This is a genomic window from Rhizobium sp. AAP43 (genome assembly GCF_001296045.1).
Classification (GTDB): domain Bacteria; phylum Pseudomonadota; class Alphaproteobacteria; order Rhizobiales; family Rhizobiaceae; genus Allorhizobium.
In genome coordinates this window covers 166,074-180,804 of sequence record NZ_LJHS01000002.1, presented here as the reverse complement: position 1 = coordinate 180,804, position 14,731 = coordinate 166,074, and the positions used below count along the sequence as shown (strand labels likewise).

Annotated in this window: 15 protein-coding genes; 6 read left to right on the top strand and 9 right to left on the bottom strand. The window is 59.7% G+C overall.

What is annotated here, in order from left to right:
- Positions 1–55: 55 nt before the first annotated feature.
- The 4 genes from mutM to dnaA all read left to right on the top strand — a co-directional run bounded on the left by mutM (position 56) and on the right by dnaA (position 4,556).
- Positions 56–946: a bifunctional DNA-formamidopyrimidine glycosylase/DNA-(apurinic or apyrimidinic site) lyase gene (mutM, locus tag IP76_RS00945; RefSeq protein ID WP_054156291.1), complete on the top strand. Its 891-nt coding sequence runs from the start codon at positions 56–58 to the stop codon at positions 944–946.
- Between the two features lie 29 nt (positions 947–975).
- Entirely contained in the window at positions 976–1,749 is a 774-nt protein-coding gene (locus IP76_RS00940; protein ID WP_054156290.1) for an enoyl-CoA hydratase, read from the top strand.
- A gap of 191 nt (positions 1,750–1,940) precedes the next feature.
- On the top strand, positions 1,941–2,207 hold the full coding sequence (gene rpsT, locus IP76_RS00935) for a 30S ribosomal protein S20 (protein ID WP_054156289.1): 267 nt from the start codon (positions 1,941–1,943) through the stop codon (positions 2,205–2,207).
- Positions 2,208–3,005: 798 nt separating this feature from the next.
- Positions 3,006–4,556, top strand: a complete 1,551-nt coding sequence (gene dnaA, locus IP76_RS00930; RefSeq protein WP_054156288.1) for a chromosomal replication initiator protein DnaA — start codon at positions 3,006–3,008, stop codon at positions 4,554–4,556.
- Between the two features lie 110 nt (positions 4,557–4,666).
- Here dnaA and hemW read toward each other — a convergent pair whose 3' ends face one another.
- From hemW to rph, 3 genes are all read right to left on the bottom strand, one after another.
- Complete coding sequence (gene hemW / locus IP76_RS00925) at positions 4,667–5,839, bottom strand: radical SAM family heme chaperone HemW (protein ID WP_054156287.1); 1,173 nt, start codon at positions 5,837–5,839, stop codon at positions 4,667–4,669.
- 12 nt (positions 5,840–5,851) lie between these two features.
- The gene (gene rdgB / locus IP76_RS00920; protein ID WP_054156286.1) at positions 5,852–6,496 is read right to left on the bottom strand and encodes an RdgB/HAM1 family non-canonical purine NTP pyrophosphatase; all 645 of its coding nucleotides are present in this window, start codon (positions 6,494–6,496) and stop codon (positions 5,852–5,854) included.
- A gap of 88 nt (positions 6,497–6,584) precedes the next feature.
- Entirely contained in the window at positions 6,585–7,301 is a 717-nt protein-coding gene (gene rph, locus IP76_RS00915) for a ribonuclease PH (protein ID WP_054156431.1), read from the bottom strand.
- 183 nt (positions 7,302–7,484) lie between these two features.
- On the opposite strand from rph, the gene hrcA reads away from it, so the two are divergent.
- Both hrcA and grpE read left to right on the top strand, forming a co-directional pair.
- A complete protein-coding gene (gene hrcA / locus IP76_RS00910) occupies positions 7,485–8,558 on the top strand; it encodes a heat-inducible transcriptional repressor HrcA (protein WP_054156285.1) in 1,074 nt (357 codons plus the stop codon).
- 104 nt (positions 8,559–8,662) lie between these two features.
- Positions 8,663–9,289 (top strand): nucleotide exchange factor GrpE, encoded by a 627-nt coding sequence (gene grpE / locus IP76_RS00905; RefSeq protein WP_054156284.1) that lies wholly within the window; start codon positions 8,663–8,665, stop codon positions 9,287–9,289.
- Between the two features lie 68 nt (positions 9,290–9,357).
- Here the strand turns inward: grpE and ptsN are convergent, their stop codons facing one another.
- The 6 genes from ptsN to lptC form a co-directional block, all read right to left on the bottom strand.
- On the bottom strand, positions 9,358–9,822 hold the full coding sequence (gene ptsN / locus IP76_RS00900) for a PTS IIA-like nitrogen regulatory protein PtsN (protein ID WP_054156430.1): 465 nt from the start codon (positions 9,820–9,822) through the stop codon (positions 9,358–9,360).
- Positions 9,823–9,893: 71 nt separating this feature from the next.
- Positions 9,894–10,469, bottom strand: coding sequence for a ribosome-associated translation inhibitor RaiA (gene raiA / locus IP76_RS00895; protein WP_054156283.1), 576 nt, complete (start codon positions 10,467–10,469; stop codon positions 9,894–9,896).
- Between the two features lie 222 nt (positions 10,470–10,691).
- A complete protein-coding gene (rpoN, locus tag IP76_RS00890; protein ID WP_054156282.1) occupies positions 10,692–12,254 on the bottom strand; it encodes an RNA polymerase factor sigma-54 in 1,563 nt (520 codons plus the stop codon).
- A gap of 140 nt (positions 12,255–12,394) precedes the next feature.
- The gene (lptB, locus tag IP76_RS00885) at positions 12,395–13,192 is read right to left on the bottom strand and encodes an LPS export ABC transporter ATP-binding protein (protein WP_054156429.1); all 798 of its coding nucleotides are present in this window, start codon (positions 13,190–13,192) and stop codon (positions 12,395–12,397) included.
- A 15-nt stretch (positions 13,193–13,207) separates the two neighbouring features.
- Complete coding sequence (locus IP76_RS00880) at positions 13,208–13,762, bottom strand: LptA/OstA family protein (protein ID WP_054156281.1); 555 nt, start codon at positions 13,760–13,762, stop codon at positions 13,208–13,210.
- Positions 13,759–14,442 carry an LPS export ABC transporter periplasmic protein LptC gene (gene lptC / locus IP76_RS00875; RefSeq protein ID WP_054156428.1) on the bottom strand — a complete coding sequence of 228 codons (684 nt, stop codon included), beginning with the start codon at positions 14,440–14,442 and terminating at the stop codon, positions 13,759–13,761. The genes IP76_RS00880 and lptC overlap by 4 nt, the downstream gene beginning before the upstream one ends.
- Positions 14,443–14,731 lie beyond the last annotated feature (289 nt).

Sequence of the window (14,731 nt, the reverse complement as noted above, 5' to 3'; positions counted from 1 at the left end):
CAAGGCTGGTCTATAGACCGTAAAACAGGCGCTTCAAACAGAAAGATGGGCTGAAATGCCGGAATTGCCAGAGGTAGAGACAGTCCGTCGCGGCCTGGCGCCGACGATGGAAGGCGCGCGGCTTGAGCGGCTTGAGCTGCGCCGACCCGACTTGCGCTTCCCCCTGCCGCGCGATTTTGCCGCAAGGGTGGAGGGCCGCCGGATTGCATCCCTCTCGCGCCGCGCCAAATATCTGCTGATTGACCTGGACGATGGCGCAACCGTGATTGCCCATCTCGGCATGTCCGGTTCCTTCCGCATCGAAGAGGGGGCGGCGGCGAATATGCCGGGCGTCTTCCACCACGAGCGCAGCAAGGACGAAAAGCACGATCACGTCCTCTTTCATCTGGAGCGCGCAGAAGGCCCTGTCCGCGTCATCTATAATGACCCTCGCCGCTTCGGCTTCATGGATCTCGTCAGCCGTGCCGAACTCGACGATTACCCCGCTTTCCGCGACCTCGGCCCAGAGCCTGTCGGTAACCGGCTGTCTGCGGAATACCTGGCCACCCGCTTTGCCGATCGCAGTCAGCCCTTGAAGAGTGCGCTGCTCGATCAGAAGGTCATCGCCGGTCTCGGCAACATCTATGTCTGCGAAGCGCTCTGGCGCTCACACCTGTCGCCCACCCGCAAGGTCTCGACCTTGGTGACCAAGACCGGCAAGCCGAAGCCGGAACTGACGCTGCTTGCGGATTCCGTCCGCGAGGTTATCGCCGATGCGATCAAGGCGGGCGGCTCCTCGCTGCGGGATCATATCCAGACGGATGGCACGCTGGGCTACTTCCAGCACTTCTTCCGCGCCTATGACCGCGAAGGGAGGGAGTGCCTCACGGATGGTTGTGGCGGTACCGTCGAAAGGATAGTTCAATCCGGTCGCTCGACATTCTATTGTCGCCGCTGCCAGAAGTAGCGCCGCAAGCGCCAGCCAGGGAGAGAGAAATGTCCTTCGAAACGCTGTTGACCGAACGCCGCGACCGGGTCGCGATCATCACGCTCAACCGACCCCAGGCGCTGAACGCGCTCAATTCGACCGTGATGCGCGAACTGCGCGAATTGCTCGGCGAGCTGGAAGCCGACGCCGGCATTGGTGCTGTGGTGCTCACCGGCTCCGAAAAGGCCTTCGCCGCCGGTGCCGACATCAAGGAGATGCAGTCGCTCGATTTCGTCGACGCCTATACCGGCGGCTTCATCGGCGGCTGGGACGAGGTTGCCGGCTTCCGGAAGCCGATCATTGCAGCGGTCTCTGGCTTCGCCTTGGGTGGCGGCTGCGAGCTTGCCATGATGTGCGACTTCATCATCGCATCTAAGACCGCGAAATTCGGCCAGCCCGAGATCACGCTGGGCATCATTCCCGGCATGGGCGGATCGCAGCGTCTGACCCACGCCATAGGCAAGGCCAAGGCCATGGATCTCTGCCTCACCGGCCGGATGATGGATGCGGTCGAAGCCGAGCGCGCCGGTCTCGTCGCCCGCCTGGTCGAGCCTGAGCGTCTACTGGACGAGGCGGTGGAAGCGGCAACCAAGATTGCATCCTTCTCGCTGCCATCTGTGCTGATGGCCAAGGAAGCCGTTGGCCGCGCTTTCGAGCAGACATTGACGGAAGGCCTGCGCTCCGAGCGCCGTCTCTTCCACTCGCTGTTTGCCACCGAGGACCAGAAGGAGGGCATGGCCGCCTTCGTCGAAAAGCGGAAGCCTTCCTTCCGCAACAGATAAGCGCAAGGGAGGGCGCGATTCCTGCAGAATCCGCGTTGACGCAATCGCGCTTTCCCGCTATATGCCCGCCCACGGTTGAGAACACCCCTGCGGTTTTCTCATGAAACAGCTCCCCACGTGCTGAGACAGCAGGTCGCTCCGACCCGATGCGGCCATGGTGGGCTTTGGTTTGAATTCGAAGAGAGGCATCCATGGCCAACACAACTTCGGCGAAGAAGGCGACCCGCAAGATCGCTCGCCGCACTGCAGTCAACAAGGCTCGTCGTTCGCGGGTCCGTGGTTTCATCCGTAAGGTCGAAGAAGCAATCGCTTCTGGTGACGCAGAGGTTGCAAAGGGCGCCCTTCAGGCAGCCCAGCCAGAGATGCAGCGCGCAGTCACCAAGGGCGTGGTTCACGCCAACACGGTGTCGCGCAAGATCTCGCGTCTCGCAGCCCGCGTTAAAGCTCTGGCCGTCTAAGTTTCGACACTTTTTCGCCTGAATTCGACAAGCCCGGCTTTTTGCCGGGCTTTTTGCGTTGCTTTCGATTGATACAAAAATATCGGCGATGAACGATATGGTTCATTCTGTGACTTGTCATTTGCGTGACAGAAAAATTCTTTAATTTTCAGTAACTTAATCGAGGTACTTCGTGTGGTGGGCGCTCGGAGGGAGGCGAGACTCGGCAGTATGCGAGTCAAGCGAATTTTTATTTTTTCGCCGTTCGCCCCCACGGAAATGCCCGGAAATGTGAATCCCTTTGATTCGACAGGGATTCTTTTCCGTCTGAATGTGACGCAAAAATGAAGTACAAAGAGTCAATGGCCACGGCTTACATTTGCTTAAAAATCACAGTTGATCTTGGCTTTTGATCCTGCGTAAATGGATCTCAGCAAGGGGCGCGGGACTGGCAACTGAGCCAATCCGGAAGGTTTAAACCGACCGGGCGCGTCGACCTTGCTGAGGCGGAATGTTTCCATTCCGTGTTCTCAAAAATGTGTCGGCATTGCATCGGAAGCGTCCGCGCTTCCGCATGATGGCGGCTTTGTACTCGTGTGGTTGGAAACAATCATAAGAGGCATCTGGATCTGTATGTCGAGGATGCGATCCGCGTTTGGAAATTGACGTCGGCGGGGGCCGACGAAAGTCTCGAGAGAGCTTTTGGCTGAAGCTTGATCGAGTTGGGGACTGCCGGTTCGTGCGCGAGCCGGCGCATTATGAAGCGCTGTCGGGTGGCCCAAGAACGCCCGACGCCTGGACTGTTTGGAAGGCGGCAATATGCATATGAAATCGATGACGGCCGGTGCATTGGCTAACGAGGACAATGCACGGACGGCGCAGGTCGCCGTGTGCTCCACAGGAGCAGAGGAAAATGCCGAAATGAACCACAATGCTCTGTTCGAGCGTTTCAGCCTTCGCCTCAAGGCGCAGGTCGGTCAGGACGTCTATCAGAGCTGGTTCGGCCGCCTGAAGCTGCACTCGGCATCGAAGAGCGTTGTACGCTTGACCGTCCCGACGGCATTCCTGAAATCCTGGATCAACAACCGTTATCTCGACCTGATCACCTCTATCTTCCAGGCGGAAGATGCGAGCATCCTGAAGGTCGAAATCCTGGTGCGCAGCGCAAGCCGTAGCACCCGTGGCCCGGCAGCAGAGGAGCGTCCGCCCGTCGGCGAGACGAACGCGACGCCAGCCGTGCGCCGCAATGGCCCGCAAAGCTTAGCCCAGATCGCAGCCGTTCCGGCAACCAACACGGCAACGACCCGGTCAAGCTCGGCCAGCCCTCTGTTCGGCTCGCCGCTGGATAGCCGCTACACCTTCGATTCCTTCGTCGAGGGCGCGTCCAACCGCGTGGCGCTTGCCGCCGCCCGCACCATCGCCGAGGCCGGTGCTGGCGCCGTCCGCTTCAATCCGCTGTTCATTCATTCGTCTGTTGGTCTGGGCAAGACCCATCTGCTGCAGGCAATCGCCAATGCCGCCGTGCACAGCCCGCGTGCTCCGCGTGTTGTCTACCTGACGGCCGAATACTTCATGTGGCGCTTTGCCACCGCTATCCGCGACAATGATGCGCTGACCCTCAAGGACTCGCTGCGCAACATCGACCTCCTGATCATCGACGATATGCAGTTCCTGCAGGGCAAGATGATCCAGCATGAATTCTGTCACCTACTCAACATGCTGCTCGACAGCGCCAAGCAGGTCGTGGTTGCCGCCGACCGCGCACCGTGGGAACTGGAATCGCTCGATCCCCGCGTTCGTTCGCGCCTGCAGGGCGGCGTCGCCATCGAAATGGAAGCGCCTGACTACGACATGCGGCTCGACATGATGAAGACCCGGCTTGCTGTGGCTCGTTCCGAAGATGCTTCGCTGGACATTCCGGTCGAGATCCTCGAGCACGTGGCGAACAATATCACCAGCAGCGGCCGAGACCTGGAAGGCGCCTTCAATCAGTTGCTCTTCCGTCGTTCCTTCGAGCCTAACCTGTCGATCGAGCGCGTCGACGAATTGCTTGCGCATCTCGTTGGCGCCGGTGATCAGAAGCGGGTGCGCATCGAGGACATCCAGCGCGTCGTGGCCCGTCACTACAATGTCTCGCGCCAGGAGCTTGTATCAAACCGCCGGACACGCGTTATCGTCAAGCCACGCCAGATCGCCATGTATCTGTCGAAGACACTGACGCCGCGCTCCTTCCCCGAGATCGGTCGCCGTTTCGGCGGTCGTGACCACACGACGGTTCTGCATGCCGTCCGCAAGATCGAAGAGCTGATTTCGGCCGACCAGAAACTGTCGCAGGAAATCGAACTGCTCCGCCGTCTGATCAACGAATAAGGCGGTGGGGCGTCAGCCCCGCAGCAATCCCGTCCCGTCGATCGACAGATCGGCGGGATTTTTGTTTGCTCTATGGTTTCTGTAGATGTGTCGCCGCGGCCCGCGGCAGATCAGCTGGCGAGATCTGCGACCACGGCGTTGAGGATCAGCATGCCTTTCGGTGTGCAGCGTAGTCGTGAATTGCCGAGCCGCTCGACAAAGCCCTGATCGATCAGGAACTGTTCGCGGTCCGGGTCGGGATCGCGGCCGGCCAGCTGCTGCCAGCGGGCGAGATCCAGGCCCTCACGCAGCCGCAAGCCCATCAGCAGGAGTTCGTCTGCCTGTGCCTCGTCATCAAGGTCTTCGCGGTCGATGATGCCATCACCATTCGCTTCCACGGCGGAAAGCCAGGTCTCCGGATGTCGTTCGGTGGCTGTCGCGATCTTTCCGCCGCGCTGTGTCAGCCGTCCATGCGCGCCCGGCCCGATCCCGGCATAGTCGCCATAGCGCCAATAGGTGAGGTTATGGCGGCTTTCCGCGCCCGGCCGCGCGTGGTTGGAAACCTCATAGGCCGGCATGCCGAAACCTTGGGTAATCTCCTGTGTCGCCTCGTAGAGGGTGGCGGCATGCTCTTCGTCGGGCACGATCAGTTTGCCGGCCTTGTGCAATCCATAGAAGGCGGTGCCTTCCTCGATCGTCAGCTGGTAGAGTGAGAGATGATCAACCGCATAGGAGAAGGCTTCCTTCAGTTCCTGCGCCCAAGCGTCGACGGACTGGTTTGGCCGCGCGTAGATCAGGTCGAAACTCATGCGCGGGAAGATATCGCGGGCGAGTCGGATGGCTTTGAGCGCGTCTGCCACGTCATGCAGTCGGCCGAGGAATTTGAGGTCGGGATCGTTGAGCGCCTGAACACCGAGCGAGACGCGGTTGACGCCGGCTGCGCGATAGCCGCGGAAACGCGTCGCCTCAACACTCGAGGGATTGGCCTCCATCGTCACCTCGATGCCAGCAGGCACGTGCCAACGCGCTGCGATGCCATCGAGGATCGCCTCGACCGTCCGGGGATCCATCAACGATGGTGTGCCGCCGCCCATGAAGATGCTGGTGACGGTCTTGGGGCCGCTTAACGACCGAACCGCATCCATCTCCCGCAGAAAAGCTGCTGTGAAACGCTCCTGGTCGATCGCCTGGTGCCGCACATGGCTGTTGAAGTCGCAATACGGGCATTTGGCCGCGCAGAAGGGCCAGTGCACATAGATGCCGAAACCCGGTTCACCGGTGTCGGGGAGAAGGGGGGCATCCATAAGCACGGCGGTTTACGCCTCCAGGCAGGTTTCGACGAAGAGCTTGAAGGCGCGGGCCCGATGCGAGAGTGCCTCTGCATCGCCGGGCTTCCAGCCATGTTTCTCGTCAGAGGTCATCTCGCCGAAGGTCCGCTCGTGGCCGAGGGGCTGGAAGATTGGGTCATAGCCGAAGCCCGCCGTCCCGCGTGGAGCGGAGGCGACAAAACCCTCGACCTCACCACGGAAGAACTCCGTGTGCCCGTCCGGCCAGGCAAGGCACAGGACGCTGACGAAACGGGCAGTCCGCTGGGCAGCTTGCGTGGCACCGCGCTCCTGCAGGGCCGCCTCTACCTTGTCCATCGCCATGGCAAAGTCACGGCTGCCATCCTCGCGCTCGGCCCAGTTGGCAGTGTAAACGCCCGGTGCGCCGTCGAGTGCGTCGATGACAAGGCCGCTGTCATCGGACAGCGCCGGCAGGCCTGAAGCTCTGGCAGATGCCAGAGCCTTGATTGCCGCATTCTCTTCGAAGGTCGTGCCCGTTTCATCCGGCTCGACGAAGGCGAGGTCCTTCGCCGACTTCGCCGAGAAACCGAAGGGGCCAATCAGATCAGCGATCTCGCCGATCTTGCCAGCATTGTGGCTGGCAACAACGATGGTGCGGGTGTCAAGTTTGCGCATGCTGTCCTCAGAGGTTCCGGGGCAGGCCGTCTGCCCGACGCTTGGCAAAAAATGCCCCGCGCTGAAAATCGCGGGGCAATCCGTGCTGTCAGCCGATGGCCTGCTTCTGCAAGCCGACCAGTTCGTCGATACCGTTGCGGGCGAGGGAGAGCAGCGTCAGGAACTCCTCCTGGCTGAAGGGTTTGCCTTCGGCCGTTCCCTGGATCTCGACGATCCCGCCTGATCCGGTCATGACGAAGTTGGCGTCCGTTTCCGCAGCCGAATCCTCGAGGTAGTCGAGGTCGATTACCGGTTGGTTGGCGAAGATACCACAGGAGATAGCGGCGATATGGTCCTTCAGGACCTTCTCGACCTTCACCATGTTGCGGGCCTCCATCCACCTCAGGCAATCATGCAGGGCGATCCACGCACCGGTGATTGCGGCGGTACGGGTGCCGCCGTCGGCCTGGATAACATCGCAGTCGATGGAGATCTGGCGCTCGCCCAGCGCTTCGAGGCTGACAACGGCGCGCAGTGAGCGACCGATCAACCGCTGGATTTCCTGCGTTCGGCCGCTTTGCTTGCCGGATGCGGCCTCGCGCTTCATCCGCTCACCCGTGGCACGCGGCAGCATGCCGTATTCTGCCGTCACCCAGCCTTTGCCGGAATTGCGCAGCCATGGCGGCGTCTTGTCTTCCAGGCTTGCCGTGCACAGGACATGCGTATCGCCAAACTTCACCAGGCAGGAGCCTTCGGCATGTTTGGAAATGTTGCGCTCGAATGAAACCTTGCGCATTTGGTCTGTTTTTCTGCCGGATGGCCGCATCATCATCTCCTCGTGTATCCGTTGCCTTCTAAGGTTGGCAGGCGTCATTTGCAAAGGAAAACCACGAAACAAGCAGATGCGCTGCCGGCAACGAAAGTGCTTTTTCATTGCTCGCGGAGGCCCTATAGTCTCTGTCATGATAGTAGCCACGCCCGCCCGAACGCGATGAAGCCATCATCCGAGATGACACCTGCCGACGTCTTTGCGTCTCTGGACGATCGCTCTAGGGAAGTGTTCCGGCGCATCGTTGAGACCTACCTGGAATCGGGAGATCCCCTGGGGTCGCGCAATCTGTCGCGCTTGCTGTCGATGTCGCTTTCGCCGGCGTCGGTCCGCAATGTCATGAGCGACCTTGAAGATCTCGGCTTGATCTATGCGCCGCATGTGAGTGCCGGCCGACTGCCGACGCAAGCCGGACTGCGCTTCTTCGTTGATGGCTTCATGCAGGTCGGGGACCTCTCGGAGGAGGACCGTGGCAGTATAGAGCGCCAATTGCGGCCCGTAACGCCCGATCACTCCATAGAGGCGATGCTTTCGGAGGCGAGCCGCCTTCTGTCCGGCCTTTCGCGCGGGGCAGGGCTGGTGATCTCGGCGAAGAACGACCCTGTACTCAAGCATGTCGAATTCATCCGCCTTGAGCCAACCAAGGCGCTTGCCGTGTTGGTCGGCGAACAGAACCAGGTCGAGAATCGTATCATCGAGTTGCCCGCCGGCGTGACGGCATCGCAACTGACAGAGGCGGCCAATTTTCTCAATGCCAACCTGACGGGCCAGACATTGCCCGAATTGCGCGGGCAGTTGGAAAAGCTGAAAGTGCAGGTCTCGACGGAACTAGACGCGCTGTCCCAGGATCTGGTTGAGCGGGGGCTTGCCGTCTGGTCCGGAAGTGCTGCGGAAGACATGGCCACCCGCCTCATCGTCCGCGGTCACGCCAATCTGCTGGAAGGTGTGGCAGGTGCTGACGATCTCGATCGGCTGCGGTTGCTATTCGATGATCTCGAGCGCAAGGAGAGCCTGATCGAGATCCTCAATCTTGCTGAAACGGGACCGGGTGTCAGGATCTTCATAGGTTCGGAAAACAAGCTGTTTTCGCTCTCCGGTTCGTCGCTGATCGTCGCCCCCTACCGGGACGGAGACAATCGCATCGTTGGTGCAGTCGGCGTCATCGGTCCAACCAGGCTCAACTATTCGCGTGTCGTCCCCATGGTCGACTACACCGCGCAGCTGATGGCACGGCTGTCGCGCGCTGGCCGTTAGCCGGGCATTCGCGGCAAAGCCTTGATTTTTTCAAGTGAAACCCTGATATCGGGCTCAAATTCGAAACCTCCCGGTTCGAATAGGCAATCTATCCGGAGAACGTCATGACCGAAGATACAACGAAGAACGGACCTGACGCGGCAGCCGCAGAGGCGCACGCAACCGAGGCGCTCGCGGACCAGCTGGCGCCTGAAACTGAAACGGTTAACGAGACCGAAGCGGATCCGACCGAAGCGCTGCGGGCCGAAAACGCAGACCTTCGCGACCGTTTCCTGCGGCTTGCAGCCGATATGGACAATCTGCGTCGCCGGACCGAGCGCGAGATCAAGGACGCCAAGTCCTATGCAGTGACCGGTTTTGCCCGTGACATGTTGTCGGTATCCGACAATCTGCGCCGTGCAATCGAAACCTTCCCTGAAGAGGCCCGCGCTGCAGCCGATGCAGGCGTCACTGCGCTGATTGAAGGCGTCGAGATGACCGAGCGCGGCATGCTGGCGACGCTTGAGCGCCATGGCGTGCGAAAGATCGAGGCTGAAGGTCAGAAATTCGATCCGAATTTCCACCAGGCTATGTTCGAAGTGCCGAACCCGAACGTTCCCAACAACACCGTCGTCCAGGTTGTCCAGGCCGGATATGCGATTGGCGAGCGGGTTCTGCGACCGGCCATGGTCGGCGTTGCCAAGGGTGGCCCCAAGGGTGATGCCACCGGCGACGACGCCGCAAAGGCTTGAAAGCGGATTTCAGACAAAGAAAAAAGCGCCCACTGGGCGCTTTTTTTAATCGCATGACAGTTTGTCCGTCAGGCTGCGTTCGAGGTCTGCTCTTCGTTCAGGAAGGTATAGATAGCCGACGCGGAATCAGTGGCGCGCAGTTTGTTGACCAAATCCTGATCTCGCAGCACGCGTGCGATGCGCGATAGGGCCTTCAGATGATCTGCGCCAGCACCTTCCGGTGCGAGAAGTAGGAAAACCAGATCAACCGGCTGGTCGTCGAGCGCCTCGAAATCGATTGGTGTCTCGATCCGTGCAAAGACGCCGGTGATCTTGCTGATCTTGTTCAGTTTGCCGTGTGGGATGGCAATGCCATTGCCGACGCCGGTCGAGCCGAGCCGCTCGCGCTGCAGGATGACGTCGAAGATTTCCCGTTCGGGAATATCCGTCAGCTTCGAGGCCCTGGCCGCAAGTTCCTGAAGAAGCTGCTTCTTAGAATTCACGCGTAGGCTGGGTATCACAGCATCCTGGTGCAGCAAATCTGCCAAGGCCATATCAATTTCCTTCATGCTTCAAAGCCGAGGCGGGCGCAGGGCTTAACACCCTTCGCCCGCCGGCCGACTCGTCAGCCTTTGATGTTGGCGGAATCGATCCACCCGATATTACCGTCATTGCGACGATAAACGATATTCAATTGTTCATTTCCCGGGCTTCTGAACAGAAGAACGGGCTCATCCGTCATATCAAGAGCCATGACCGCGGTCGCGACCGACATCGTCCGAAGCTTTTTCGTGCTCTCCGCAACAATGGCCGGCGCATAATCCTCGGGCACCTCGTCGTGTTCCTCGGCAAGGGAGTCCATGACCGTGTAAGCCACTTCGATCGAAGAATTCGCCACGCCATTGGCGTGATGATCCTTCAGTCGACGCTTGTAACGACGCAGACGCTTCTCGACACGCTCAAAAGCGGTATCGAATGCTACCTGCGGATCGTTCGCTTCGCCTGCAGCATGCAGGTTGGCGCCGGTATCGAGATGCACCAGGCAATCGGCTGCGAAGCGAGAATTCGACTTCGACACCACGACTTGCCCGGAATACCCTCCGTCGAAGTACTTCGTAACGGCGTCCTGGATCCGCTCCTCGATCCGCTGGCGGAACGATTCACCGATTTCCATCTGTTTGCCGGATACACGCACACTCATGGAGTTTCCCTTCTTATGTTTGGTTTGCCCGGCTATTTTACGCCATGCGCGGTCCGCGTCCAAGCTTTTCGAACGATCGGTGCGTGTGAAGTATGTTCCTGGGCGTTTCCTTGGGAATTTTCCGCAGTCAGTAGTGTGCGCTGTTGATTGCGGCGCGCTTCTACCCACCGCTGCCCAAAATGTCAACGACCCGTTAATAACAGGCACTTTGAGGGTTAACGCCTAAACGGCCCCGGCCTTGACGGCGGCTCGCTTTTCGCGCCGTCTCTGGACGGAGGAGGGGATATTCATCGCCTCCCGATATTTGGCCACCGTCCGGCGGGCGAGGTCCACGCCGGTTGACTTGAGCGACACCACGATGTCGTCGTCCGAAAGTACGGCTTCCGGGCTTTCCTGTGCGATCAGCGTCCGTATCCTGTGTCGAACGGCCTCCGCGGAATGACTGTCCCCGCCTTCCGCGGAGGCGATCGAAACGCTGAAGAAATACTTCAATTCGAACAGTCCACGCGGCGTCATCATGAACTTGTTGGTCGTCACGCGACTGACGGTGGATTCGTGCATCTTGATCGCATCGGCCACGGTCTTCAGATTGAGCGGCCGCAGATGCCCGACGCCATGGGTGAGAAAACCCTCCTGCTGGCGCACGATCTCGCTCGCGACCTTCAGAATGGTCTTGGCCCTCTGGTCAAGGCTGCGTGTAAGCCAGTTGGCAGTCTGGAGGCAGTCCGAGATGAAGCCTGCATCTTCATTGCCTCTTGTGGCCGTGGCCGACACTTGAGTCATGTAAGCGTGATTGACGAGCACGCGTGGCAAGGCATCCGGATTGAGCTCGACCCTCCAGCCTGACGCTCCATCCGCACGCACGACAATGTCCGGGGTCACGGACTCCGTCACGCTGTGCTCGAAGCCGCTGCCCGGCTTGGGGTTAAGCTTGCGGATTTCACTCAGCATATCGAGGAGATCCTCCTCGTCGACGCCGCAGATCTTCTTCAGTGTGGCGAAATCGCGTTTTGCCAGCAGTTCGAGATTGTCAACAAGCCCGGCCATGGCGGGGTCGAAGCGGTCACGCTGCTTGAGTTGCAAAGAAAGGCATTCGCCGAGCGATCGCGCAAAAACACCAGTCGGCTCGACACCATGCAGCTGGGTCAGGACCGCCTCTATCTCGGAGACAGGTTTGCCGAGGCGACCGGCGATTTCGTCGAGATCCGCGCGCAGATAGCCAGCTTCGTCGAGATGGTCGAGCAAGATGGAGGCGATCAGGCGTTCGGCTGCTGTGCTGACGAGAAAGGGAATCTGGAGTTCAAGGTGGTCGCGCAGGCTTACCTGTCCGGCAACGAACTCGTCCAGATCGTAATCGTCGCCATGAGGGGAGGAGGCCCCGGGCATCGATTTCCATTGCCCGAGCAATTCCGGCGCATCGAGCCGCTGGCTGCTGCCTTCGTCGGCAAAGGCCATATCGTAGTTTGTGTCGAGGCGGTCGTTCAGGTTGTCGCTGGCTCCAGGCTCGTACCAGTCACTTGCAAGAGCCGGTGCCTGGGCGACCTCGTCCCGTTCGGACGTGACATCGCTGCCTGTTGTGTGCCTGTCGCTAAATTCGGCAATATCGATGCCTGCATCACCATCATCTGCCGCCATTTCGAGCAGCGGATTGCGTTCCACTTCTTGAGCAATGAACTGCATCAACTCAAGATGCGTCATCTGGAGCAGTTGGATCGACTGCACCAGCTGCGGTGTCATCACCAAAGACTGGTTTTGTCGCAGGAAAAGATTGGCGGATAAGGCCATGCCGGACGCTAAACTCCCCTACAATCCTCCGAGGCGCCCGTCGATCAAGACAGGCGAAATCCACTTGGCCCAAAAATTGCTTTTTATTACAGCTTGGTCAAGTCACTCGGAGGCTGGAGGCGGATAATTCGTGGCAGCCGTCAAAGACTGAATTTGTCGCCGAGATAAAGACGGCGGACATCCGCATTGTTGACGATGTCATTGGCGCGGCCATGGGTGAGAACCTCACCGGCATGGATGATATAGGCCCGATCAATCAGGCCGAGTGTCTCGCGGACATTATGGTCGGTGATCAGGACGCCGATGCCACGAGCCGTCAGGTGTCGCACAAGGTTCTGGATGTCGGACACGGAGATCGGATCGACGCCGGCAAACGGTTCGTCAAGCAGCATGAATGTCGGATCGGTCGCAAGCGCGCGGGCGATTTCCAGGCGGCGGCGCTCACCGCCGGACAAGGCGACAGCCGGTGACTTCCGAAGACGCTGAATATGGAATTCATCGAGAAGCTCGTTCAGCTTCGCTTCGCGCTTCCGCTTGTCCGAAATATGGACCTCAAGCACGGCCTTGATATTGTCTTCTACGGACAGACCGCGAAAGATGGATGCTTCCTGGGGCAGGTAACCAACGCCAAGACGGGCGCGACGATACATTGGCATCGATGTCACGTCGTAGCCGTTGAGCGAGATCGTCCCGGCATCGACCGGGACGAGGCCGGTGATCATGTAAAAACAGGTTGTTTTGCCGGCGCCGTTCGGGCCCAGCAGGCCAACCGCTTCGCCACGACGAACGACGAGCGACGCGCCGTTGACCACGCGCCGGCCGTTATAGGTCTTGGTCAGGCCATGCGCGATCAGCGTGCCTTCGTAGCGCGCGCGATCGGCCGACTGGCCGTCCGGGACGGCGGCGGCTTTGGACCGGGAGAAGAATGGAAGCTGCACGTTCACGCCGGTCCGTTATTTCTTCTGGGATTTGGGGTCGAGCTGGATCTGGACGCGACGGCCGCAGCTGTCGAGTTTTGCCTGGCCGGACGTCATCTGGACGGTCAGTTTGCAGCCGACAAAGACGTTCTGTCCTTCGGAAAGCACGACACGGTCGCCTTCCAGAACAAAGACCTGGGCGACGAGATCGAAGCGCCCCTTGTCGGCCGTCGCCTGCTGGGTTCCGGAAGACAGGAACACCTTGCCGTCGACGTCGATCTTGTCGATGTCGGCATTGCCCTGGGTCACGGACGTGCCTTCGCCCTGGTAAAGGACCGTCATCGTTCCGGCCTGCAGCGTGGTTGCGCCCTGGACGACCTTCACATTGCCTGTGAAGAAGGCCTTGCGCTCGGCTTCGCGGATCTCAAGCTGGTCGCTTTCGATCTGGATCGGTTGATCGTTCGAAAGTTTCAGACCGTTCATCTGGCGGTCGGTAGATTGAGCCATCGCAAGGGCCGGCAGACAGGCTGCAAGAAGGGAGCCCATCACGATGCTGGCTTGAAGACGCTGTTTGGTTGAGCGGTATGTCATTGCTGGACGGCTTCCATAGACCGGTTGGAACGGAGGGATGCGGGATCCAGATTCAGTCTGACATCCCCGGAGAAAATCATTGTTTTTCCCTTATCCTTCATATTGAGGGAGTTCGCAACAATCGCTGCGCCCTTGGTCTGGATCGCCACCGGATCGTCGGTCTCCATCGAGCCACCTGCAATGTCGAGCCGGGCAGAATTGAACTGCGCATCGATGCCGCTGCTGAGGTTCAAGGTGAAGGGCTTGTCCAGTGTCAGGAAATTGGCGGCGCGGTCGAAGGTCCCGCTCTGGGCTTCGACCCGCGCGATAACCTTGTCGCTGACCGGCACGGCAGCCGAAATCGTATCAAGTGTGATCAGGTTCGGATTCTTCATGTCCTGAAGCGCCCGCTCGGCCCGCATCGAATAGCGCACACCTTCGGAATTCCGCCCGGCAATCGCCGGTTTCGCCATGACCACTTTGCCGTCTTCAATCTTGGCGGATTCGATCTGGATTTCCTCCGGCATCAGGCTTCGGACGAAAGAGACGCCAGCGAAAACAACAGAGACCACGAGCGCCGCCAAGGGCAATACGATACGCAACCGTCTCACCCGGGCCGAATGGTGGACCGCCTGACGATAGGCTCGGTCACCGGCCGAGACGCCGCTTCCCTGGCTTTTCTCCGATGTCGTCTGCAGCATGTTCCGGATACCTGTTGGTCGCGCGATTCGCGGGACGGGCGTTTCAAAGCCGTCGCCGACCTTTCGCATTTAAATCGTGGCTTGCCAATAGAAAGGAGGTCAAGTGGGCCTCTTCAAGGGCGAGTTGCCCTATGCCGTGATGATGCGGAGAAATTGAGACCGGCCACCAATCGTCGGTGGCGCTGTCGAGGGACTGGAAAACTTGGCCCGGCACTGTTAAGTAGTTCCTTGACTGTGCTTTTTCGCTTTGGCACCTTGGCGCCAGGCAATTCACAACAGGCGAGCATGT